Source organism: Nocardioides sp. WG-D5, from assembly GCF_054031175.1.
In genome coordinates, this window is sequence record NZ_CM132928.1 from 100,208 (window position 1) to 119,779 (window position 19,572).

22 protein-coding genes are annotated in these 19,572 nt (G+C 70.2%); 9 read left to right on the plus strand and 13 right to left on the minus strand.

Annotated features, from left to right (window positions below):
• Positions 1 to 19: 19 nt before the first annotated feature.
• From ACWZJV_RS00525 to ACWZJV_RS00545, 5 genes are all read right to left on the minus strand, one after another.
• Positions 20 to 1,189 carry a sulfotransferase family protein gene (locus ACWZJV_RS00525; protein ID WP_457179841.1) on the minus strand — a complete coding sequence of 390 codons (1,170 nt, stop codon included), beginning with the start codon at positions 1,187 to 1,189 and terminating at the stop codon, positions 20 to 22.
• Positions 1,182 to 1,976: an SDR family oxidoreductase gene (locus ACWZJV_RS00530; RefSeq protein WP_008360049.1), complete on the minus strand. Its 795-nt coding sequence runs from the start codon at positions 1,974 to 1,976 to the stop codon at positions 1,182 to 1,184. Before ACWZJV_RS00530 ends, ACWZJV_RS00525 begins: the two co-directional genes overlap by 8 nt.
• A gap of 69 nt (positions 1,977 to 2,045) precedes the next feature.
• Positions 2,046 to 4,454, minus strand: coding sequence for a protein kinase domain-containing protein (locus tag ACWZJV_RS00535; protein WP_457179842.1), 2,409 nt, complete (start codon positions 4,452 to 4,454; stop codon positions 2,046 to 2,048).
• Between the two features lie 45 nt (positions 4,455 to 4,499).
• Positions 4,500 to 5,672: a hypothetical protein gene (locus ACWZJV_RS00540; RefSeq protein ID WP_457179843.1), complete on the minus strand. Its 1,173-nt coding sequence runs from the start codon at positions 5,670 to 5,672 to the stop codon at positions 4,500 to 4,502.
• Positions 5,669 to 6,553: a TIGR03619 family F420-dependent LLM class oxidoreductase gene (locus tag ACWZJV_RS00545; RefSeq protein ID WP_008360056.1), complete on the minus strand. Its 885-nt coding sequence runs from the start codon at positions 6,551 to 6,553 to the stop codon at positions 5,669 to 5,671. The genes ACWZJV_RS00540 and ACWZJV_RS00545 overlap by 4 nt, the downstream gene beginning before the upstream one ends.
• Before the next feature lie 46 nt (positions 6,554 to 6,599).
• Between ACWZJV_RS00545 and ACWZJV_RS00550 the strand changes: the two genes are divergently transcribed.
• A complete protein-coding gene (locus ACWZJV_RS00550) occupies positions 6,600 to 7,085 on the plus strand; it encodes a nitroreductase/quinone reductase family protein (RefSeq protein ID WP_457179844.1) in 486 nt (161 codons plus the stop codon).
• Between the two features lie 12 nt (positions 7,086 to 7,097).
• On the plus strand, positions 7,098 to 7,538 hold the full coding sequence (locus tag ACWZJV_RS00555; protein ID WP_457179845.1) for a nuclear transport factor 2 family protein: 441 nt from the start codon (positions 7,098 to 7,100) through the stop codon (positions 7,536 to 7,538).
• 4 nt (positions 7,539 to 7,542) lie between these two features.
• On the opposite strand, the gene ACWZJV_RS00560 is transcribed toward ACWZJV_RS00555, so the two are convergent.
• Positions 7,543 to 7,932 (minus strand): winged helix-turn-helix transcriptional regulator, encoded by a 390-nt coding sequence (locus tag ACWZJV_RS00560; protein ID WP_457179846.1) that lies wholly within the window; start codon positions 7,930 to 7,932, stop codon positions 7,543 to 7,545.
• A 78-nt stretch (positions 7,933 to 8,010) separates the two neighbouring features.
• On the opposite strand from ACWZJV_RS00560, the gene ACWZJV_RS00565 reads away from it, so the two are divergent.
• On the plus strand, positions 8,011 to 8,727 hold the full coding sequence (locus tag ACWZJV_RS00565; RefSeq protein ID WP_457179847.1) for an SDR family NAD(P)-dependent oxidoreductase: 717 nt from the start codon (positions 8,011 to 8,013) through the stop codon (positions 8,725 to 8,727).
• Here the strand turns inward: ACWZJV_RS00565 and ACWZJV_RS00570 are convergent.
• The 6 genes from ACWZJV_RS00570 to ACWZJV_RS00595 all read right to left on the minus strand — a co-directional run bounded on the left by ACWZJV_RS00570 (position 8,711) and on the right by ACWZJV_RS00595 (position 13,667).
• Positions 8,711 to 9,454: a class I SAM-dependent methyltransferase gene (locus ACWZJV_RS00570; RefSeq protein WP_457179848.1), complete on the minus strand. Its 744-nt coding sequence runs from the start codon at positions 9,452 to 9,454 to the stop codon at positions 8,711 to 8,713. The two genes, ACWZJV_RS00565 and ACWZJV_RS00570, sit on opposite strands and share 17 nt — an antisense overlap.
• A gap of 41 nt (positions 9,455 to 9,495) precedes the next feature.
• Entirely contained in the window at positions 9,496 to 10,263 is a 768-nt protein-coding gene (gene pcaD, locus ACWZJV_RS00575; protein WP_457179849.1) for a 3-oxoadipate enol-lactonase, read from the minus strand.
• Positions 10,264 to 10,409: 146 nt separating this feature from the next.
• Positions 10,410 to 10,991, minus strand: a complete 582-nt coding sequence (locus ACWZJV_RS00580; protein ID WP_040755498.1) for a hypothetical protein — start codon at positions 10,989 to 10,991, stop codon at positions 10,410 to 10,412.
• Between the two features lie 150 nt (positions 10,992 to 11,141).
• Positions 11,142 to 12,197 carry a ferredoxin--NADP reductase gene (locus tag ACWZJV_RS00585; RefSeq protein WP_008360070.1) on the minus strand — a complete coding sequence of 352 codons (1,056 nt, stop codon included), beginning with the start codon at positions 12,195 to 12,197 and terminating at the stop codon, positions 11,142 to 11,144.
• Positions 12,187 to 12,492, minus strand: coding sequence for a hypothetical protein (locus ACWZJV_RS00590; RefSeq protein WP_008360072.1), 306 nt, complete (start codon positions 12,490 to 12,492; stop codon positions 12,187 to 12,189). The genes ACWZJV_RS00585 and ACWZJV_RS00590 overlap by 11 nt, the downstream gene beginning before the upstream one ends.
• Positions 12,492 to 13,667 (minus strand): Rieske 2Fe-2S domain-containing protein, encoded by a 1,176-nt coding sequence (locus ACWZJV_RS00595; RefSeq protein ID WP_457179850.1) that lies wholly within the window; start codon positions 13,665 to 13,667, stop codon positions 12,492 to 12,494. Before ACWZJV_RS00595 ends, ACWZJV_RS00590 begins: the two co-directional genes overlap by 1 nt.
• 72 nt (positions 13,668 to 13,739) lie before the next feature.
• Between ACWZJV_RS00595 and ACWZJV_RS00600 the strand changes: the two genes are divergently transcribed.
• The 5 genes from ACWZJV_RS00600 to ACWZJV_RS00620 all read left to right on the plus strand — a co-directional run bounded on the left by ACWZJV_RS00600 (position 13,740) and on the right by ACWZJV_RS00620 (position 18,652).
• A complete protein-coding gene (locus ACWZJV_RS00600) occupies positions 13,740 to 14,942 on the plus strand; it encodes an acyl-CoA dehydrogenase family protein (RefSeq protein ID WP_457179851.1) in 1,203 nt (400 codons plus the stop codon).
• 25 nt (positions 14,943 to 14,967) lie between these two features.
• Positions 14,968 to 16,044: an acyl-CoA dehydrogenase family protein gene (locus ACWZJV_RS00605; RefSeq protein ID WP_457179852.1), complete on the plus strand. Its 1,077-nt coding sequence runs from the start codon at positions 14,968 to 14,970 to the stop codon at positions 16,042 to 16,044.
• 248 nt (positions 16,045 to 16,292) lie between these two features.
• On the plus strand, positions 16,293 to 16,445 hold the full coding sequence (locus ACWZJV_RS00610) for a hypothetical protein (protein WP_457179853.1): 153 nt from the start codon (positions 16,293 to 16,295) through the stop codon (positions 16,443 to 16,445).
• Between the two features lie 276 nt (positions 16,446 to 16,721).
• Positions 16,722 to 16,958, plus strand: coding sequence for a hypothetical protein (locus ACWZJV_RS00615; protein ID WP_457179854.1), 237 nt, complete (start codon positions 16,722 to 16,724; stop codon positions 16,956 to 16,958).
• Positions 16,959 to 17,410: 452 nt separating this feature from the next.
• Positions 17,411 to 18,652: a DUF222 domain-containing protein gene (locus tag ACWZJV_RS00620; protein WP_457179855.1), complete on the plus strand. Its 1,242-nt coding sequence runs from the start codon at positions 17,411 to 17,413 to the stop codon at positions 18,650 to 18,652.
• Between the two features lie 27 nt (positions 18,653 to 18,679).
• On the opposite strand, the gene ACWZJV_RS00625 is transcribed toward ACWZJV_RS00620, so the two are convergent.
• A complete protein-coding gene (locus ACWZJV_RS00625) occupies positions 18,680 to 19,132 on the minus strand; it encodes a MarR family winged helix-turn-helix transcriptional regulator (protein WP_457179856.1) in 453 nt (150 codons plus the stop codon).
• Positions 19,133 to 19,193: 61 nt separating this feature from the next.
• Here ACWZJV_RS00625 and ACWZJV_RS00630 point away from each other — a divergent pair, with 61 nt between their 5' ends.
• Positions 19,194 to 19,562, plus strand: coding sequence for a VOC family protein (locus tag ACWZJV_RS00630; RefSeq protein ID WP_457179857.1), 369 nt, complete (start codon positions 19,194 to 19,196; stop codon positions 19,560 to 19,562).
• Positions 19,563 to 19,572 lie beyond the last annotated feature (10 nt).

Here is a 19,572-nt window from a genome sequence, read left to right on the forward strand (position 1 = left end):
ACGGCGAGCGCTCGCCGGATCAGGAGGTGAACGCCTGGCGAACCTCGTCCTCCGTCAACCCGTAGTCGGCGAGGCTGTAGTCGTGCCTGGGCCGCGCGCTCCCGCTCCGGGACTCGGCGTCGATACGGGAGACCTCGGTCCGGGCGGCGTCGCTCCACGGGATGTCGAAGTGGCTGTAGATGCCCTCGACCGTGCCGACCGGGTCCTGGACGAACCCGCGGTAGTCGACGTCGAGGAACTGCGCCTGGTCATAGCGCCGACGGGCCTCCCCGAACGAGCGCCACGAGCGGGAGAGCATCTCGAGCTGGGTCGCCCCGATGGTCTCCCCCACGAACGTGGTCGACATCCCCGCGGTCGCCTCCGCGGACAGCGAGCAGCCGGACGCGACCGAGACGACCGGGTCCCGGTGGGTGACGACGACGAGCGCGTCGGGGTAGACCTCCATCAGCGCGTCGAGCGCGACCAGGTGCGAGGGGTTCTTGAGCACCCACCGCTTGTCGGTGTCGTTGAGCCCGATGAGCTGCAGGCTCCGGCGGTGGAGCTCGTACGCGTCGCGCCAGTCCTGCTTCGCCAGCCAGGAGGAGTAGCGCGGGACGTTGGCGAGCGACTCGAACGAGATCGACTTGCCGCTCTGCCGCAGCACCCGCCAGCACTCCTCGACGCTGGTGGCGTCCATGTAGTGGATCCCCATGAACTCGGGGTTGGTGACATGGTGCTGCCGGTAGGCGTTCTGCAGCGCTTCGAAGACCGGGTCGTCCTCCCAGGTCTCCCGCGGCGGCCGCGGCTGAGGGAACTCGGTCAGCCAGGTCTCGAGGCCCTGGTGGGCGGGGTCGGCGGCCAGGAGCCGGTGCAGGGCGGTGGTGCCGGTGCGGACGAGCCCGGTGACGAAGATCGGCCGCTCGATGCGTACGTCCTGGTGCTGGGGGAACTCCGCGAGCCTGGCCTGCGTCATCAGCCGGCCGACGAGGGCGGACTTCACCTGGGCGCGGTGGAAGTAGTTGCCGACGGGGGTCAGACCGGCCTCGGGCGAGGCGAGGTCCTCGACGAGCAGCCGCAGCCCCTCCTCGTGGTCGGTCCCGCCGAAGTCGCTCAGCCCGGTGGTGCGGGTGGCCGCCGCGCAGATGTCCTCGTACGTCCCGACGTCCGCCCGCTCGCGCGGTGCGGTCTCGTTCGGGCGAGTCTCAGTCATGGAACTCCCCGCAGTCCACGTTGAGCACGGTCCCGGTCACCGCGGAGGCCAGGTCGCTGCCCAGGAACAGCGCCGCCCGGGCGACCTCCTCGGGGGTGGCGAGCCGCTTCAGGTCGGTGGGGGCGGCCTTCTCGGCGTACACCTCCTCGTGGGTGCGCCCCGACTCCGAGGCCATCCAGTCGAAGTAGGCCTTGTTGACGTCCTCGTAGATGTAGGACGGCGCGACGGAGTTGACCCGGATGCCGCGCGGGCCGAGCTCGGTGGCCAGCGACGAGGCGAGGTGCGCGAGGGCTCCCTTGGAGAGCTTATAGCCCGCGAACTCCGGCTGGCTCTGGTAGAGCACCGCCGAGTTGATCATCACGATCGCGCCGCCGGGCTTGTCGGGGGTGGCCGCGAGCGCGTCGGCGAAGAGCGCCGAGAGCCGCAGCGGTGCGTACACGTTGGACTCCTGGGCCAGCCGGAGCGCGTCGAGCGGGATCTGGGTCAGCGGGTCCATCGGCGGGATGCCGAAGGCGTTGTTGAGCAGCACGTCGACACGGCCGAACTCCTCCAGCGCGGCGTCGACCAGGTGCCGGCGGGCGTCCTCGTCGGTGATGTCGGTCGGCACCACCAGGGCACGCCGTCCGTGCTCCTCGATGACGCCGGCCATCTTCTGCAGCCGCTTCTCGGTGCGGCTGGCGAGCACGAGGTCGGCGCCCATCAGCGCGGCCTGCTCGCCGAGCGAGCGTCCGAGGCCGGGGCCGACCCCCGAGAGCACGACGACCTTGCCATCCAGGAGTCCAGTCATGGCGCCTAGAGTAGAACGTGTTTCAGTTCTTGAAAAGGCACAGCCTGGAAGGGTTCGGCGCGGAAGGGGTCAGGTCGGGAAGCTGAACCTCGCCACCTCGTCGACCCATTCGGCGTACGCCCCGATCTCCTGCGGCACCTGCTGCCCGCGGACGAGGTCGGCGTGGGCACGGAGCACCCGGGACCAGTCGGCGCACGGCCCGCAGGTCGCCCGCCCGCACTCGGCGGTGTGCTCCCGCGCCACCTTCTCCAGCAGCGTGCGGAACGTGCCGCTGTCCTCGCCCGCGGCGAGCGCCTCGACGACGGCCCCGAGCACCTGGGCCGCCTGAGCCGGGGCACCGACCAGGATCGCCATCAGGATCCCGAGGGCGTGGTGGCCGGCCGGGCCGGCGCTCACCTTCGCCGGCGCCGTACGCGCGAGCCGATAGACGGCGAGCAGCTTCCGGGCGCCTCCGGGCGTCGCGCAGAAGCGCGCCAGCTCGCTCGTGAACAGCGCTTCGCCGGGCGTCATCTCGAAGCTCGCGACCGCACCCTGGCGGCCGGACCGGTCACCGGCGCCCGTGGCCAGCGCGGAGGGCCACGACGGCACCGCCTGGCGCATCAGCGACCGCATGAACCGCACCGCGGGGTCGCCCGCGAACGCGCGCAGCGCGAACGGCACGTCGAAGACCCGGGCGAGGTACGCAGCGGGCTCCGCCACCCGGCCCTCGAGCGACCGCCGCAGCATCTGCGCGTCCACGGCCGCGACGACCGCGACCTCCTCCTGGCCGCCCAGCTCGTCGACGGCCCGCAGCACGCCGGCCGTCGTGGCGGGGTCGCACCGGTCCAGGTCGTCGACGTAGACGATCGTCCGGACAGCCACGGCGCCCGCCAGCGCGCCGGCCGGCGGGCCCGGCGGTGGTCCGGGCGGCGCCGCCCGCAGCGCGGCCTCGTAGGCCGCGACCTCCCGGTCCATCGCCGCGAGGGCCATGCTGGTGGTCATCGGCTGCTGCGTCCGGCGCTTGCCGCGTTGCGTCTCCTCCTCGGGCAGCCCCGCCAGGGCGGCCCTCAGCTCGGCCGTCCGCCGTTGCGCGGCCTGGTGCTTGGCCACCAGCGGCGGCGGCTGGCTCCTGCCCACGCTCCGCACGCGCTCGATCACCCGGCTCGCCACGTCGCCGTCGGCGTACTGCCGGGCGTCGATGCGTACGTGCCTCGTGCGGACGGCATAGGTGTCGTCGTGCTCGGTGAGCCAGTCGATGCGCTCCTGGACCTTCCGCAGGAAGGTCGACCTGCCGCTCCCGGGCAGCCCCTGGACGGCCACGGAGATCGGCAGCTGGGTGTGCGCGGAGACGAGGAGGCGGGCGACCCGGTCGACGTCGACCCGATGGCCCAGGACGTCCTCGGACTGCTCGGGCGAGGTGTCGATCACGGGACCGGTGACGATCGGCACCTCGGCGGTGTCTCCCGCCGCGGCTGCCTCCGACTCCGACTGCACCGGAGGTGGGACCGGGTCCGGCGCGAACTCGACCTCGGGGGCCTCGGAGATCTCGGGCGCCCGAGGAACGTCGGGAACGTCGGGTGCGTCCACACTCTCGGGAGCGTCGACGATCGAGGCCCGCCCCGGCAGCTCCTCCCCGGGCTCGGGCATCTCGGCGAGCGGCGTGACCGGCAGGCCGAGCTCCTCCTCGACCGCCTGGAGGGCCTTGGCGAAGTCGGCGGCGCTCCAGTGCCGCCCGGCGCGGCGCTTGAACATCGCCTTGCGCAGCGCCTCCTCGAACGACGCCGGGACGTCGTCGCGGTCGATGGCCGTCGGGTCGGACTCCCGGATCCGCTCCGCCAGCGCCCCGGGGGCGCCGGAACCGTCCGGCCCCTCGAACGGCGTACGTCCCGCCAGCAGCGTGTAGCAGGTCGCGGCCAGGCTCCAGATGTCCGCCCAGGCGCTCGGCTCGGGTGGCTCGGCAAGCATCTCCGGCGCCATCCACGGCAGCGAGGGCGAGTCGGCGCCGCCGGGACGCCCGGCCGAGGAGAGGCTTCCGAAGCCGACCAGCTGCGGCTCGCCACCGCTGGTCAGCAGGATGTTCCCCGGCTTCACGTCGCCGTGCAGGATGCCGTGGCGGGCCGCGACGTCGAGCGCTCCGGCGACCTTGATCGTGAGGCTGAGCGCCTCGGCGACGGGGAGCCGCTCGCTCCGTCTGCGCGCCTCCAGGTCACCGCCGGCGCGGTGGTCCATCACGACGAAGCAGCGGTCGTCGTCACTGACCCCGACGGCGTGCAGCGGCAGCACGTGCGGGTGCGCGGCGAGCTCGGCGACCTCCTTGGTCTCCCGGGCGAGCGCGTCCTGGATCTCCGCGCTGAGCCGGTCGTTCCAGACCTTCACGGCGACGTCGACCTTCTCCTGCTGCCACTCGTAGAGGAAGAGCTCCGAGGAGTCGCCCGCGCCGATCAGCGCGCGATGCCGGAAACCCGGGATCGTCGGTGGCTCGTGGTGGGGGCTGGCCATGGGCGGCAAGCATAGGCGTCCGACGCCTTCGCGTCGCGCCCTACCTCAGCTGAGCATCCGGCGCGCAACTGCCCGCTGACGTGCGGTGATCCTCTCCGCATACCCCCCAGGGTTCAGCGTCTCGGTGTGCGGCAGCAGGTCACGTACGTCCCCGAGGCCCACCTTGTGGACCACCGGACCGTCGGCAGCGGTGAGGTCGCGCTCGAGCCGCTGCCAGCGGAGCATCACCGAGCCGGTGCGGTGGCCGGTGGTCTCGAGCCAGTTGGCGATCGGCTTCCCGTCCAGGGGCGGGCGCTCGGAGATCACGAAGCGCATCACGCCGTCGGGATCGGTGACCGCCTGGGCCTTGGTGAGGCTGGTCTGGTGGGTCTCGTAGTCGGTCGATGCGTACCAGTCGGACCCTATCTGGAACCCCTGGTAGGAGCAGTCGTCGCACCGGGGCACCTCGACCACGAGCGCCTCGTCCTCGGCCAGCTCGTAGTGGCCGATCGAGGAGAACTGCGACTCCAGCCCGCCGGGCGTGCGCGCCGGGACGGTGAGGGTGTTGACCGGCTCCTTGTACTGGAAAAACTGGGGGAAGGCGAACCAGGTCTGGATCGAGCCGGTCAGCGACCGGGCGGCGACCTCGTACTTCTTCCGGAGCAGCTCCTGGGTGAGCGGGCGGCGCGGGCGACCGAGGGTGTCGGGGCGCTCGATGGTGATCGTGCCGCGGGTCTCGGTGTCCCAGTCGTTGAACACCTCGCGCACGATCAGGGTCTTCGCGCCCGGTTCCGCGGTGTAGGTGAACTCGAAGGACCCGTCGTCGTCGAGCTGGAGCTTGCGGTCGTCGAAGGCCATCAGGCTGGTCGCGGCGGCATCCGCGGTGTAGGCGCCACCCATCACCTGGAAGGAGAGGTCGGCGCTCGTCCCACGGCGGCCGCGGACGACGTACTCGACGCCTTCTCGCAGGTAGGCGTTGAGGTAGATGGCGTCGGGGTTGTCCAGGCCCTGCTTGGAGAACTGGTGGGTCGGGTTCACGAAGAGCGGCTGCTCGAGGTCGTAGTCGAACGCCGTCTGCATCGCCATCCGGATCCGGCCGGAGAGGTACTCATAGCCCTCGAGCCGGTCGGCCTCGGTCCGGATGAAGGGCGCGTTCGCGATCAGCTCCTCCGCGTCCGCGATCGCCCGCTGCAGCGGCTCGGTCAGGCCGTACGCCGCGCTGGGCTCCGGCGAGGTCATCCGTTCGCCTTCGCGATGATGTTCTCCGCGTACCACTCCAGGTGCTTGATCTTCTTCTCCAGCGGCTCCGGGTCGGCGCCCTTCACGTAGGGATCGCGGAAGCCGACGATGCAGTCGGTCACGCCCTTGTCCTCGAGCCGTTTGATCCCGTCGAGGTCGTACGCGTCGTAGCTGATCACGTGGACCTCGAAGTCGTCCCGGGTGTCACCCTCCTCGCGTCGGATCTCGGCGAGGCGCACCAGCAGGCGGTCGAGCTCCTCGCCGTCGCCACCGGCGTGCATCCAGCCGTCGCCCTTGAGGACCGCCCGGCGCAGCGCGGCGTCGGCGTGGCCACCGACGAGGAGCGGGATCTTCTCGGTCGGCGCCGGACGTTGCTGGAGCGGCGCGAACTCGTAGAACTCGCCGTCGTAGCCGAAGAAGTCACCGCTCGGGTCGGTGAGGCCTCGCAGGATGTCCATGCACTCGTCCATCCGCTTCCCGCGCCGCTTCCAGTCGACGCCGAGGGCGGCGAAGTCCTCCGGCCACGGGGACAGCCCGACGCCGAGGCCGAGCCGGTTGCCGGAGAGGAAGGCGAGGCTCGAGGCCTGCTTGGCGGCCAGCACGGGCGGACGGACCGGCAGCTTCACCACGAACGGCGTCAGGCGCAGCGTCTCGGTGACCGCGAAGAGGTGGGCGCACAGGATGAACGCCTCGATGAACTCCTTGCCCTGCAGGAACTCCCGGTCGCCGGTGTCGGTGTAGGGATAGGTGGAGTCGGACTCCTCGGGATAGATCAGGCTGTCGGCCACGGTCATGCTCGTGTAGCCGGCGGCCTCCGCCGCCTGAGCCAGCGGTGCGTAGTAGTCGGCCTGCGTCATTGCCTCGGCATAGGTGAAGCGCATGGGCCAACACTAGAACGTGTTCTAAGTTTCTGCCAGAGTGTTCGCCATGTCTCCTTCTCTCGATCGTCCTGCTGGCCTGGACTCGCCGCTGACGGCGAGGGTCATCAAGTACGGCGCCCGTGCCAACGCGGCGCTCTTCAAGCTGACCAACGGCCGGGTCGGCGGTCGGTGGCGGGTGATGGCGGGCTGGCGCAAGCCCGCGCCGGTGCTCCTCCTCGAGCACATCGGCCGCACGTCGGGCCGCACCTTCAGCACTCCCCTGCTGTTCATGCGGTCCGGCCCCGACCTGGTCGTCGTCGGCTCCCAGGGCGGGCTGCCGAAGGATCCGCAGTGGGTCGCCAACCTGCGCGCCCAGCCCGACGTCGCCGTCCGCCTCCCCCGCAGCGGCCGCAGCCTCGTCCGGGCCCGCGTCGCCGACCCCGCCGAGCGGGCCGCGCTGTGGCCGCAGCTGCTGGAGACGTACGCGGACTTCGAGACCTACCAGACCTGGACCGACCGGGAGATCCCGGTCATCGTCCTCTCACCTCGCTGAAGGAGACCTGCCATGACCGCGCACATCGAAGGCGTCCAAGAGCTCATCGACCGCGCCGAGATCACCGACGCGCTGACCCGCTACACCCTGGCCGTCGACGACGGTGACTGGGACGCACTCGACACGGTGTTCGCCGCTGACGCCACGATCGACTACTCCGAGTCCGGCGGCACCGTCGGCGAGGTCGCCGACGTCAAGAAATGGCTCGCCGAGATGCTGCCGGCGTTCTCGAGCAAGCGGCTGCACACGATCGGCCAGGTCGCGATCACCTTCACCGACGAGGGGGCGGACGTCGTGGCGTACTTCGACAACCCGATGGTGATCGCCGACGGGTCCGGCGGCGAGCGCGTCGTCGAGGTCGGCGGCCGCTACCGGCACAACTTCGTGCGTACGCCGGACGGCTGGCGCTCCCGCCACCTCCACGAGGAGGTCTTCTGGACCCGCGGGTTCTGACGCGTCAGGCCGCCCGGCCGCTCACCACCCACTGCGCGAGTCCGGCGAGCGGAACCAGCAACTCCCGGCCGCGGTCGCTCAGGGCGTACTCCACACCCGGCGGGATCGTCGGGAAGACCGTACGCGTCACGATCCCGTCCTCCTCCAGCGTGCGCAGGGTCCGGGTGAGCATGCGCTGGCTGATCCCCTCGACCCGGCGGCGCAGCTCGTTGTAGCGGTGCGGGCGCTCGGCGAGCATCACCAGCACCAGCAGGGTCCACTTGTCCCCGAGCATCTGCAGGGTCTGCGTCACCGGACACGCCTCGTAGTCCCCGGCCGGGACCAGCTCCGGCAGCCCGGGGCCGAGAGCCACGCTCACGATGTGCTGGGGCACATCGGTGTTCCCATCTGACATTGAAGTGCCTTCTTCCGCGAGCGCCGCCGGACGGCGAGGGTTGCTGACATCAGCAACCTATCCATGAGGGAGAGGAAGATGAGCACGATCGCGGTCCTGGGCGCCGGCCCCGGCCTGGGGACGTCGGTGGCGCAGCGGTTCGCCGAGGAGGGGTACGCCGTCGGGCTGGTCTCTCGCAGCGCGGACCGCCACCCCGGCTACCTGGAGACGCTGGCGGACAGCGGAGTGCCGGCCGTCGCGGTGGCCGCCGACCTACGAGAGCCCGGCGGCATCAGCCGCGCCCTCGCCGAGATCACCGCCGAGCTCGGTCCGATCGACGTCGTCTACCACGGTCCCGGCGCCCACGACCTGAGCGCACCGACGGTCGGCATCCTCGAGACCGGCCCCGCTGAGATCCGCCGCGCGACCGCCGAGATCGTCGAGCCCGCCGCCGAGGTCGCCTCGCTCATGCTGCCCACGATGCGTTCCCGCGGCAGCGGCTCCCTGGTGTACGTCTCCGGGGTCAGCGCGCTCGTCCCGCTCCCCTTCCTCGGCCCGTACGCCCCCGCCTCGGGCGCACTGCGGACCTACGCCCGCACCCTCGCCGCAGCCGTGGCCGAGGACGGCATTCACGTCGGCTCGCTCGTCGTCGGCGGCCTCATCGAGCGCGGCGACATCCACCAGATGCTCACCGAGCCCGGCACCCCCGCCCCCTACGCCACCCTCGACCCGGACAAGATCGCCGACGCCGTCTGGCGGCTGGCTGCCGGGACCGAGGAGGAGGTGGTCTTCGACGTGCTCACCCCGCAGCACTGAGATCGCCACATCGGGCGAGGAAGACATCCTCCTTGCCCGGGCGATCCGGGGCGTCGCGTACCTCGCTCACGGTGAAGCCGTGAGCGAGGAGGTCGCGCTCGATCTCGGCGCGGCCGCGGAAGCGGAGGGTGGAGGTCGAGGTCAGGGTCTCGTCGCCGATGGTGGTCGACCCCTGGAAGGTGACCAGCGGAAGGTCGACGTCGGTGACCGTGCGGGTGACGACGGCGATGCGGCCGTCCGGAAGGTCGACGGTCGTCGGTGGGAGATCCCACTCCTCCCAGGCTCGGGCCTCCGGGCGACGGGTCTCGAAGACGAACCAGCCACCGGGGCGGAGACCGCTGCGAACGCCGGCGAGCGTCACGGACCAGTCCTGGTCGGAGACGAAGACCTGGGCGACGTTGCCGGTCATCACGGCCAGGTCGGCGCCACCGGGAAGGTCGGCAAGCGCGGTCGCGTCGCCGTTGATCCAGGTCACGCGGTCGGCACGTGGCTTGGTGCGGGCGACGTCCAGGGACGCTGCGGCAGGATCGACGCCGGCCACGGTGAACCCCTCCTCCGCCAGTCGAACCGCGAGCGAGCCCGTGCCGCAACCGATGTCGACGACACGATGGGCGCCGACCTCGTGGGCGATCGCGACATAGACCTCCAGATCGGAACGGTCGCTGTCGAAGACGTCGTAGAACTCGGCCTGACGGGGGTCCGCGAACGCGGCATCGGGTTCTCGCATCGACCCGAACCTAGTCAGGTCGCGCACCCTCCCGCACGTGGTTAACCCTGGAGGTGGTCGATGATCGCGGGGGTGATGGTCTCGGGCCGCTCGGCGCTGGCCAGGTGCGCCGAGTCGGGGACCACCAGCAGCCGACCGTCCTCGACCGTCTCGGCGATCTCCTTCAGATGCGGAGGCGGCGTGGCTGGGTCATCGGCACCGGCGATGGCCAGGGTCGGTGCGGTGATCGCGGGCAGGTCGTCGCGCAGGTCCATGGCGGCGATGACCTCGCAGCAGCCGGCGTACCCCTCGGCGGGAGTCTCGGCGACCATCGCCTCGCAGGACGCCTTCACCTCGGGGCTGGTCTCGAGGAAGCCAGGGGTGAACCAGCGGGCGACGACCGCCTCGGCGACGGCCTGGGTCCCCCGGGTCCGGACCGTCGCCGCGCGGTCGCGCCAGGCCGACGACGGGGCCAGGTGCGCGCCGGTGCACAAGAGGACGAGGCGGTCGACGCGGTCGGGGTTGCGTGCGGCGAGCCGCATGCCGGTCATGCCGCCGAGCGAGAGGCCGACGAAGTGGGCTCGCTCGACACCCAGGCGGTCCAGGAGGGCGACGACGTCGTCGGCGAGGTCGTCGATCGAGTAGGGGCCGGCGGGCACGGGCGACGCGCCGTGGCCGCGGGTGTCGTAGCGCACCACGCGGAAGTGCTGCTCGAGATCGTGGAGGTTCTCGTCCCACATGGCGTGGGTGGCGCCCAGCGAGTTGGACAGCACCACCACCGGACCGTCCGTCCGGCCCGAGACGACATGGTGCACGTCGACCGCGTTCACGACGCCACCTGCTCGCGGCGGACCGGGGCACGGCTGGCTACACGGGTGACGTCCATGCCCGAGAATCTAGGAGCGCCGACCTGATGTTGGGAAGTATCGATATGCCCGGCATTGATACGCCCGGCGTATCAACAACCGAGCAGGCGTCAGCCGAGGCCCGGCCGGGCGTGCAGCCCGCCGCCGGACTCGTAGAGCAGACCCTTGTCCTTGATCAGCTGCCCCGCGGCCGCCAGGATCGGGCTGTCGCCGACGGCGGATCCGGCCATCGAGGTGATCGCCTCGAACATCTTCACCGCGGCGTCGTCGACGGCGGGCCAGTTCCACTCCGAGGGAGCGGGACCGATCGGCTCGACGGCGTGCCAGCGGGTCGCGCGGGCCTCGGCCATGGTGGTCAGGGTGCTCCAGCCGAGGCCGCCGAGACCGACCACGCCACCGAAGTTGAGGCTGATCAGGCCCCAGCCGCTGCACTGGTACTCATAGGCCGACGGACCGAACTCGGACTCGTCCAGCTCGACCCGGGTGATCACCGGCTCGGGGCCGGTGTTGGGGGCGTAGAGCTTGAACGCGGGCCGAGCCGCCAGCAGCGAGGCCGAGGCCGTCGTGGTGATCTCGCTCAGCGGCTGGCCAGGGGCCGAGTAGGCGTCGAAGACCCGGAAACCGAGGTCGAGGGCATAGCCGACGACGAACCGTCGGTCGTCCTGGGCGGCGTAGAAGTTGCGATTGAACACGTAGGGGGAAACCTCGCTTGAGTCCCAGTGGTCAGCCGATCCGGTTCGCTGCGGATGACCCGGTGGGAGGTGGTTCGGGCAGCGCGACACTATCGCGCCCGGAGCGACGACCTGGCAACCGGTTGGTGATCTGTGTCTCCCGCGGGTGCCTCAGGAGTAGGTGCCGCGGACGGTGTCGGTGGTCGGCAGCGACTGGCAGCCGAGCCGGATCCCGTCGTCGAGGTCCTCCTGCTCAAGCACGTCGTTGCGCGCCATCTTCACCTCGCCCTCGAGCAGCCGGAAGGCGCACGCCGAGCACTCGCCCTCGCGGCAGGAGTAGGGCGCCTTGACCCCCTTCGACTCCAGGAAGTCGAGCATCGGTGTGCCCGGGTCCCAGTCGTCGTACGTTGTCGTGGTGCCGTCGAGCTCGATCTCCAGCGTCACCGGCTGCTGGGCGACACCGTCGCCCTCGATGACCTCCGCCTCGGCCTCCTCGACCGGGGCGACGTCACCGAACGGGTTGCCGCCCAGGGACGCGAACTTCTCCTGGTGCCGGCGTGCCCGCGGGAACTCCAGCTCCTTGAGCGCCGCGATCGTGGCCTTCATGAACGGCGCCGGGCCACAGACGAAGGCGTCGTACGTCAGACGGTCGGCCGCGAAAGCCTTGAGCTGTTCCCCGGTGGGCAGCCCCTGGACCGACTCGAGCCAGTGGACCACCTGGAGCCGGTCCGGATGCTCGGCGGCCAGCCGCGCCCACTCCTCGGCGAAGATCACCGAGCGTTCGTCGCGGTTGGCGTAGAAGACCACGATCCGGCCGGTGCCCTCCCGGAGAGCGGTCCGGGCGATCGAGATGATCGGGGTGACGCCCGATCCGCCGGCGAAGAGCAGGAAGTCGGCGTCGATGTCGGCGGGGGTGAAGATCCCGCTCGGCGGGAGCACGCGGAGGGTGTCGCCGGGACGGAGATTGTCGCAGATCCAGTTGGAGGCGTAGCCGTCGACGGTGCGCTTGACGGTCACGGTCAGCGGGTCGCCGGGCGCGCTGGAGAGCGAGTAGCAGCGGGCCGCGAGGCCGTCACGGTCGCTCGGCACCGCGACGGTGAGGAACTGTCCAGGCTTGGGCTGGAAGGCGTGCCTCACGTCCTCGGGGAGCTCGAAGACGATCGAGTGTGCGTCGGCTGTCTCCTTGACGACGTCGCTGACGGGCAGCAGGAAGGAGTCAGTAGCCATCCTCGGCTCCGATCTGGATCCGGCCGTCGGCGACGGCTGCTTCGATGGACGCGGCCAGACGAGGGCAGCGGGCGTGGACGAGCCGGGCGCCGTCGGCGGCGGCCTTGCGGCGTACGAGATCCGGACACTGGGCCTGCGCCTCGGCCGTCCACTGGACGGAGGTCTGGTGCTCGCTGTTCTTCTTCACCCCGACGCGGGCGAGACAGTCGAGACACTCCACCTCGACCAGGCGGGCCTGGGTGTAGAGCCGCTGGTCCTCGATGGTCTCCTGCGACGTCGGGACGAACGAGGCCATCAACTGACCCCGGCGTCGCTCGACGCGGCGGCCTCGGTTTCGGCCTTCTCCGCCTCGATCCGGCGGAGGTTCTCGGCGACCTCCTCGTGCCAGAACTCGTTGGCCTTGGTGGTGTCGACCTCGAACTCGAAGCGGGCACGCATCTCCGGCTCGATGTCGGCGACGTCGACGTAGAACTGCTCGTACCAGCGGCGCAGCTGGTAGACCGGGCCGTCCTCCTCGCACAGCAGCGGGTTCTGCACCGGCGCCTTGTTCTCCCAGATCGCCACGTCCTGGAGGAACCCGTCGCCGAACATGTCGGCGTACTTCTTGCCGATGAAGTTGGCGGTCTTGTCGTCGAGGCCCTCGGGCTTCTTGACGGTGATGCCGTACTGCAGGAGGAACGAGTCCGGACCGGTCGGGATGTGGCAGTTGATCAGGATCACCTCGGTCACGAAGCCCTTGTAGTCGACCTCGAGCCAGTTGATCATGTACGCCGGGCCGTAGTAGGTCGCCTCGGACTTCAGGAACATGTCGGCGTCGCCGTAGCCGCCGGCCACGTCGGGCCGCCCCTTCGAGGCCATGTACTGCGTCGCGGTGTGGTCCTCGAAGACGTTGCGGAAGTCGGTCGGGAAGGCGAAGTGCACGTAGTAGAAGTGCGCCATGTCGACCACGTTGTCGATCAGCTCGCGGCAGTGGCTGCCCTTGATCGGGACGGTGTTCCAGATCCAGTCGGTGTAGACCTCGCGGTTGCTGATGTCGGGCAGCTCCGGCGGCAGGATGTCGTAGTCGGCCTTCGAGCCTTCGGGGTCGTGCCAGATCAGCAGCGAGTCGTTGCGGATCACGGTCTCGTACGCCTTGGTGCGGGCGCGCAGCGGGACGCGGCGGGCATAGGGGATCTGCTTGCAACGGCCGTCGGCGCCCCAGCGCCAATCGTGGAACGGACAGCCGACCTCGTCACCCTTCACGGCGCCCTGGGTGAGGTCGCCGCCCATGTGACGGCAGTAGCCGTCGAGCACGCCGAGCTCGCCCTTGCTGTTCTCCCAGACGACCAGCTTGCCGCCGAACGCCTCGACCGCGTGCGGCTTGCCGTCCTTGAACTCGCTGGCCAGACCCAGGCAGTGCCAACCGCGCGCGAAGCGCTCCGGCTGGGAGCCGTGGTCGAGCGTGCGGGTCTGGGTGGTGGGGTCGGCCATTTTCGTACCTTCCGCGTTGGTCTTTCCAAGCTGAGCCTATTCAAAAACAAGAACCTGTTCTAGTTTTATCACATGCATGTGGCCTTGACACCCGCCCAGGAGCAACTTCGCTCAGAGCTCAACTCCTATTTCGCCCAGTTGGTCACGCCGGAGCGTCGCGCCGCGCTCGCGCGAGCGTCGGGTGAGTTCGGGGACGAGGCCGACAAGGAGGTCTACCTCTCGACCATCCGGCAGATCGGCGCGGACGGCTGGCTCGGGATCGGATGGCCGAAGGAGTACGGCGGCCAGGACCGCTCCATGGTGGAGCAGCTGATCTTCACCGATGCCGCCGCCGTGGCCGGGGTGCCGATCCCCTATCTCACGCTCAACACGGTCGGCCCGACGATCATGCGGTTCGGGACCGAGGAGCAGAAGGCGTACTTCCTGCCGAAGATCCTCGCCGGCGAGCTGCACTTCTCGATCGGCTACTCCGAGCCGGGCTCGGGGACCGATCTCGCCTCGCTGCAGACACGCGCCGTTCTCGACGAGGGCACCGGTGAGTGGGTGATCAACGGCCAGAAGATGTGGACCTCGCTGATCCAGTATGCGGACTGGATCTGGCTCGCCTGCCGGACGGAGCCCGAGGCGTCGCGCCACAAGGGGCTGTCGATGATCCTGGTGCCGACGTCGTCGGAGGGCTTCTCCTATACGCCGGTCCAGACCGTCGCCGGCGTCGGCACCTCGGCGACCTACTACTCCGACGTCCGCGTGCCGGCCTCGAACCTCGTCTCCTCGCGCGGAGGGGGCTGGGCACTGATGACCAACCAGCTCAACCACGAGCGGGTCGCGCTCACCTCGGCGGCGCCGCTGGTGCACTCGCTCGGGCTGGTCAAGGAGTGGGCACGCACCACCGTCGTGCCCGACGGCAGCCGGGTGATCGACTCCGAGTGGGTGCAGGTCGCGCTGGGCCGGGCGCACGCGCGGATCGAGGCGCTCTCGCTGGTCAACTGGAAGCTCGCCTCCGACGCCGACCACGGGGTCGCGCTCTCGCCGGCCGAGGCGTCGGCGACCAAGGTGTACGGCTCGGAGCTGGCGACCGAGGTCTACCGGACCCTCATGGAGATCGTCGGCCCGCACGCCGGGGTGACGGCCGACTCCCCCGGCGCCGTGCTCGCCGGCCGCCTGGAGCGGTTCCACCGCTCGTCGCTGGTCATGACCTTCGGCGGCGGCACCAACGAGATCCAGCGAGACATCATCGGCTACGTGGGCCTCGGCCTCCCCGCCGCCAAGCGCTGACCACCCCGACCCCCGAGGACACCTCATGGACTTCTCCTTCACCACCGAATCCGACGACGCCGCCGAGCTCGCGGCGAAGATCATCGGCGATGCCACCTCGCTCGAGCGGCTGCGTACGGCCGAGGCGGACGCCGGCGACCGCGGCCGCTTCGACCCCGACCTCTGGTCCGCGCTCGGCGAGGCCGGGCTGCTGGGGCTCCATCTCCCCGAGGCTCATGACGGTGCCGGGCTCGGGCTCGTCGAGCTGTGCCGGGTGCTCGTCGAGGCCGGGCGACGCGTCGCGCCGGTGCCGCTCGCCGTGCACGGGCCCTGCGGGCTGCTCCTCTCGGAGACCGCTGCGGACGCGCTGACCGGCGTTGCCGACGGGTCGCGGGTGCTGTGTGCCGCGGTCGCCGAGGAGCACTCCCATCTGCCCGACTCCCCCACCGTCATCGCCACGGGCGACACGATCACGGGCGTGAAGACGCTGATCAGAGCCGGGATGATCGCCGACGCGTTCCTGGTCACCGCCTCGGTGCCGGACGGCACCGTCGGGGTCTTCCTGGTGGAGGCGTCGGCCGCCGGCGTCGACCGCCAGGCTCAGCACACCAGCGACGGAGACGTCACAGCGCAGGTCTCGTTCGCATCGGCGCCAGCCCGCCGCATCGGCGACGCCTCTGCTGCCGACCGGCTGGGTGAGCTCCTGACCGTCGCCGCTGCCGCCGAGCTGCTGGGCGTCACCGAGGGCGCCCTCGACCTCACCTCCTCCTACGCCAAGACCCGGGAGCAGTTCGGCCGTGCCATCGGCACCTTCCAGGCCGTCTCACAGCGCCTGGCCGACGGGTTCATCGACGTACTCGCCCAGCGGCTCACCCTCTGGCAGGCCGTCTGGCGGGTCTCCTCGGGGCTGCCTGCCGCCGAACAGGTCGCGGTCGCCAAGCTCTGGGCCGCCGATGCCGCCCACCGCCTCGCCCACACCACCGTCCACGTCCACGGCGGTGTCGGCATCGACCTCGACGGCGAGGCCCATCGCTACTTCACCACCGCCAAGCGCTTCGAGTTCGTCTTCGGAGGCGCCACCGAGCAGGCGCTAAAGATCGGGCGTACGTTCGCGGCGTCCTGACCTCGAGCGGATCTCGGAGGGGCTTCGGCGTTCGCCGGAGCCCCTCTTCTCGGGGCGGTTGTCTGTGCGGTATCGCGGCACGTAACCAGGCTGTGCGATAGCGCTTTGGCCTATCGGTCTTGTTATCGCGGCGATCGGATCGCCAGGGGTGAAGGTCGGGAAAATCGTGTGCGGGGCACGCCGGGCGATGTCATCATCGGGCGCAACCGAGAGCACCGCTCTCATCGCGCCCGCCGAGGAGCTCAGCAGTGGCCGTCCCCCACACCTCTCCCCACGTCTCCCCCGTCCAACGCACGCGCCTGGGCGCGATCGCCCTGGCGATCGCCGGCGTCCTCTTCGCCGTCTATGAGGCCGCAGCTCCGCGCACCGATCAGACGACGCTCGACGGCGCGGCGTCCTGAGCCTCCGCCGGCTGGAGCATTGCGCACATCAGCGCCATCGTCGGTCTCATCCTGATCCCTCTCGGCTACGGCGCGATCCGCGGCTTTCTCGAGGACACCGCGCAGGAGAGGACCGCGTTCCTCGCCGCGACCACCGGCTACATCGGCTCCGGCCTGACCATCTCCTACTACGGAGCGGAGGTCTACGGGCTCAAGGCCATCGGTCAGCGCGCGGTCGCCGACGGTGACGCCAGCCTGACCGACGTCGGCAACGACTTCCGCCTCGACCCGACCGCGATGACCGTCTTCGCCATCGGGCTGCTGCTGATCGCTGTCGCGGCCGTGCTCGTCGCGATCGCCGTCTGGCGCTCGGGGTCCCTCCCCCGCTGGAGCGCAGTACCGCTTGCGGCTCTCCTGGTCACCATGCTGCCCCAGTATTTCTTGCCGCACGCGTTGCGGATCGCCTGGGGCGGACTCGTTGCTGCTGCGGCTCTGTGGCTCGGGTTGGCTCTGTGGCGGGCTGGGCGGGTCTGAATCAGGGCGCTGCGCTGGCCGCGGATCGTGTGGGGAGGCTTGGTGTGTGTCCGTCTGGTCTCGGGTCTGGGTTCCAGCACGGGTGGGGCCAATACCGGGTTTGGGTTGGGAGATTTACCAAGCCAGGGTGTCTGGGTTGGGTGCCATTTCCCTGACTTGCCTGGGTTCCAGCAGCGATCTGGGTTTGGTTTGGGATACCTGTCCCTGATCGGGTTGGGTTCATTTTGCTTTGTGTGGTAGGCTCGGCGCAGGCGTAAACGTGAAGGCCGACCACCTCGAAAGAGGCGTGCCCCGATCATTCAATGTGCGGGTATTCCAGGGGAACCAGGGGCGTGAACGCTGAGCTGCGAGGGTAAGTAATAGCCCGTACTGCCGGGCCTCCGAGACCAGCGAACCAGGCGGATCTGCGCGGGCAGATCCTTGAGTTCGTACGTCGGGAGGTGACCGCTTCGATGACCACGCTGCAACAGCCCCAACACCCCGTCCTCGAGGCCGTCGTCGGCATCACGGCCGCTCTGGACCAGGTTGCGGAGGCGAACCCGGCGTTCATGGGCACCGACCAGAAGGCCACCACCCTGGTCCAGATCGCCCGCGCGAAGGCGCAGCTGGCCGAGCTCGAGCTCCGCGTGCTCGCGACCGCTGACGATGTCGCCGCCGAGTCTGCCGCACGGGATGTGGCGGCCTGGCTTCACCACCACACCCATCAACGCCCCGAGGCCCTGCGGGCCGACCTCCGACTCGCTACCGCACTGGACCGGTCCTACGGCCTGGTCGCGGCCGCGATGCGCAGTGGTCGATGTAACCCCGCCCAAGCCGCCGTGATCGTCGCGGCCCTCGACGAGCTCCCGGCCGACCTCGATGTCGAGATCAAGACCAAGGCCGAAGAGACCCTCCTCGCCTACGCCACCCAGTTCGACCCCACCCAGCTGCGCCGCCTGGGACGGCGGATCCTGGAGGTCATCGCCCCCGAGATCGCCGAGGCCGAAGAAGCTCGACGCCTCGCCGCCGAAGACGCCCACGCCCGGAAGAAGACCCGGCTGAGCATGCGCCGCCTCGGGGACGGCACCACCCGGATCGCGGCCGTGGTCCCGGACGCGGCAGCGGACCGGCTCGCCACCAACCTGGAAGCCTTCGCCTCACCCCGCCGCGAGGACGGCACCCGCACCGAGACCGGCGACTACCTGCCCTACGCCCGTCGGCTCGGCCTCGCGTTCTGCCAGCTCCTCGAGACCCTCGACCCAGCCCGGCTGCCGATCCACGGCGGGGACGCCACCACCGTGATCGTGACCATCGACCTCGACCAGCTCCGTACCGAAGCCGGCATCGCCCAGGTCCTCGGTGGCAGCCCGATCACCGCCGCCGAAGCCCGGCGCCTGGCCTGCACCGCTGGCATCATCCCCGCCGTCCTCGGCAGCAACTCCGAAGTCCTCGACCTGGGCCGCAAGGAACGCCTCTTCACCGCCGCCCAACGCCGCGCCCTCCTCCTCAGATCCGCCACCTGCGAGGCCGAAGGCTGCGACCTCCCCGGCACCTGGGCCGAAGCCCACCACTGGATCGAATGGGCCCAAGGCGGCGCGACCGATCTCGACAACGCCGCGCTCCTCTGCAGCCATCACCACCACCGCGCCCACGACCCCACCTACCTCCACGAACGCCTCCCCAACGGCGACATCCGCTTCACCAGGCGTACGTAGGCCGGCCCTTCGAACCGATGACCACGGTCACCCGGAGACCGACGGATCCCGCAACGAATGGATCATCCCCTGCAGGATCCGGAACGCCTCCGCCTGATCGACCGGCGTCATGCCGGCGAGCATCCTGACCTCGACGGACCGCACCGCCGCGGTCGCCTTCTCGAGCCGTTGTCGGCCGCGTGGGGTCAGCCGTGTCGGGAGGACCTTTCCGACGGGTGCCTCCGCAGGCCTGGTGACATCGCCTTCCTTCTCGAGGGACCGGAGCAGGACGTTCATCGTCTGCCGCGTCACGAAGGCGCCGCGGGCGAGCTCGGAGTTCGACAGGCCGGGGCGCTGGGCCAGCAGCTCCAGACAGGCGTAGTGGGTGATGCTCATGCCGAGCGGTCGCAGCACCTCCTCCATGGCGGCGCGGAGGGCGCTCGACGCCTCCTTCAGCAGGTAGCCGAGCGACTTGTCCAGGTCGACGCCGTCTTGACTCATGTCAGTATCCTGACATACGTTCCACGTGTCAGCAAACTGACACAACTCTGAGGAGACCATCATGCCCGTCACCGGCCCCGACTTCATCTCGCTGCAGACCCGAGACCTCGACGCCTCGCAGGCGTTCTACGAGCACTATCTCGGCCTCGTCCGATCGCCGGCCGGGCCTCCGCACGCTGTTGTCTTCGAGACCAAGCCGATCGCATTCGCTCTCCGCGAGGTGATCCCCGGCACCGACCTCGAGTCCGTCGCCCAGCCCGGCATCGGCGCCGCCATCTGGCTCCACGCCACCGAGGTGCAGGCCATCCACGACAGCCTCGTCGCCGACGGCCACACCATCGTGTCCGCTCCGATCGACGGGCCCTTCGGACGGACCTTCACCTTCGCCGACCCCGACGGCTACCAGATCACGCTCCACGACCGTTCCTGATAAATGGCCG

Bases quoted from the DNA above. Each gene is read 5' to 3' on its own strand.
- ACWZJV_RS00615 (WP_457179854.1), top strand. From the start codon at position 16,722: ATGACCGTCTTCGCCATCGGGCTGCTGCTGATCGCTGTCGCGGCCGTG.
- ACWZJV_RS00540 (WP_457179843.1), bottom strand. From the start codon at position 5,672: ATGACCTCGCCGGAGCCCAGCGCGGCGTACGGCCTGACCGAGCCGCTG.
- ACWZJV_RS00600 (WP_457179851.1), top strand. From the start codon at position 13,740: ATGCATGTGGCCTTGACACCCGCCCAGGAGCAACTTCGCTCAGAGCTC.
- ACWZJV_RS00585 (WP_008360070.1), bottom strand. From the start codon at position 12,197: ATGGCTACTGACTCCTTCCTGCTGCCCGTCAGCGACGTCGTCAAGGAG.
- ACWZJV_RS00555 (WP_457179845.1), top strand. From the start codon at position 7,098: ATGACCGCGCACATCGAAGGCGTCCAAGAGCTCATCGACCGCGCCGAG.
- ACWZJV_RS00625 (WP_457179856.1), bottom strand. From the start codon at position 19,132: ATGAGTCAAGACGGCGTCGACCTGGACAAGTCGCTCGGCTACCTGCTG.
- ACWZJV_RS00590 (WP_008360072.1), bottom strand. From the start codon at position 12,492: ATGGCCTCGTTCGTCCCGACGTCGCAGGAGACCATCGAGGACCAGCGG.
- ACWZJV_RS00530 (WP_008360049.1), bottom strand. From the start codon at position 1,976: ATGACTGGACTCCTGGATGGCAAGGTCGTCGTGCTCTCGGGGGTCGGC.
- ACWZJV_RS00550 (WP_457179844.1), top strand. From the start codon at position 6,600: ATGTCTCCTTCTCTCGATCGTCCTGCTGGCCTGGACTCGCCGCTGACG.
- ACWZJV_RS00535 (WP_457179842.1), bottom strand. From the start codon at position 4,454: ATGGCCAGCCCCCACCACGAGCCACCGACGATCCCGGGTTTCCGGCAT.
- ACWZJV_RS00560 (WP_457179846.1), bottom strand. From the start codon at position 7,932: ATGTCAGATGGGAACACCGATGTGCCCCAGCACATCGTGAGCGTGGCT.
- ACWZJV_RS00620 (WP_457179855.1), top strand. From the start codon at position 17,411: ATGACCACGCTGCAACAGCCCCAACACCCCGTCCTCGAGGCCGTCGTC.
- ACWZJV_RS00570 (WP_457179848.1), bottom strand. From the start codon at position 9,454: ATGCGAGAACCCGATGCCGCGTTCGCGGACCCCCGTCAGGCCGAGTTC.
- ACWZJV_RS00630 (WP_457179857.1), top strand. From the start codon at position 19,194: ATGCCCGTCACCGGCCCCGACTTCATCTCGCTGCAGACCCGAGACCTC.
- ACWZJV_RS00605 (WP_457179852.1), top strand. From the start codon at position 14,968: ATGGACTTCTCCTTCACCACCGAATCCGACGACGCCGCCGAGCTCGCG.
- ACWZJV_RS00545 (WP_008360056.1), bottom strand. From the start codon at position 6,553: ATGCGCTTCACCTATGCCGAGGCAATGACGCAGGCCGACTACTACGCA.
- ACWZJV_RS00565 (WP_457179847.1), top strand. From the start codon at position 8,011: ATGAGCACGATCGCGGTCCTGGGCGCCGGCCCCGGCCTGGGGACGTCG.
- ACWZJV_RS00525 (WP_457179841.1), bottom strand. From the start codon at position 1,189: ATGACTGAGACTCGCCCGAACGAGACCGCACCGCGCGAGCGGGCGGAC.
- ACWZJV_RS00595 (WP_457179850.1), bottom strand. From the start codon at position 13,667: ATGGCCGACCCCACCACCCAGACCCGCACGCTCGACCACGGCTCCCAG.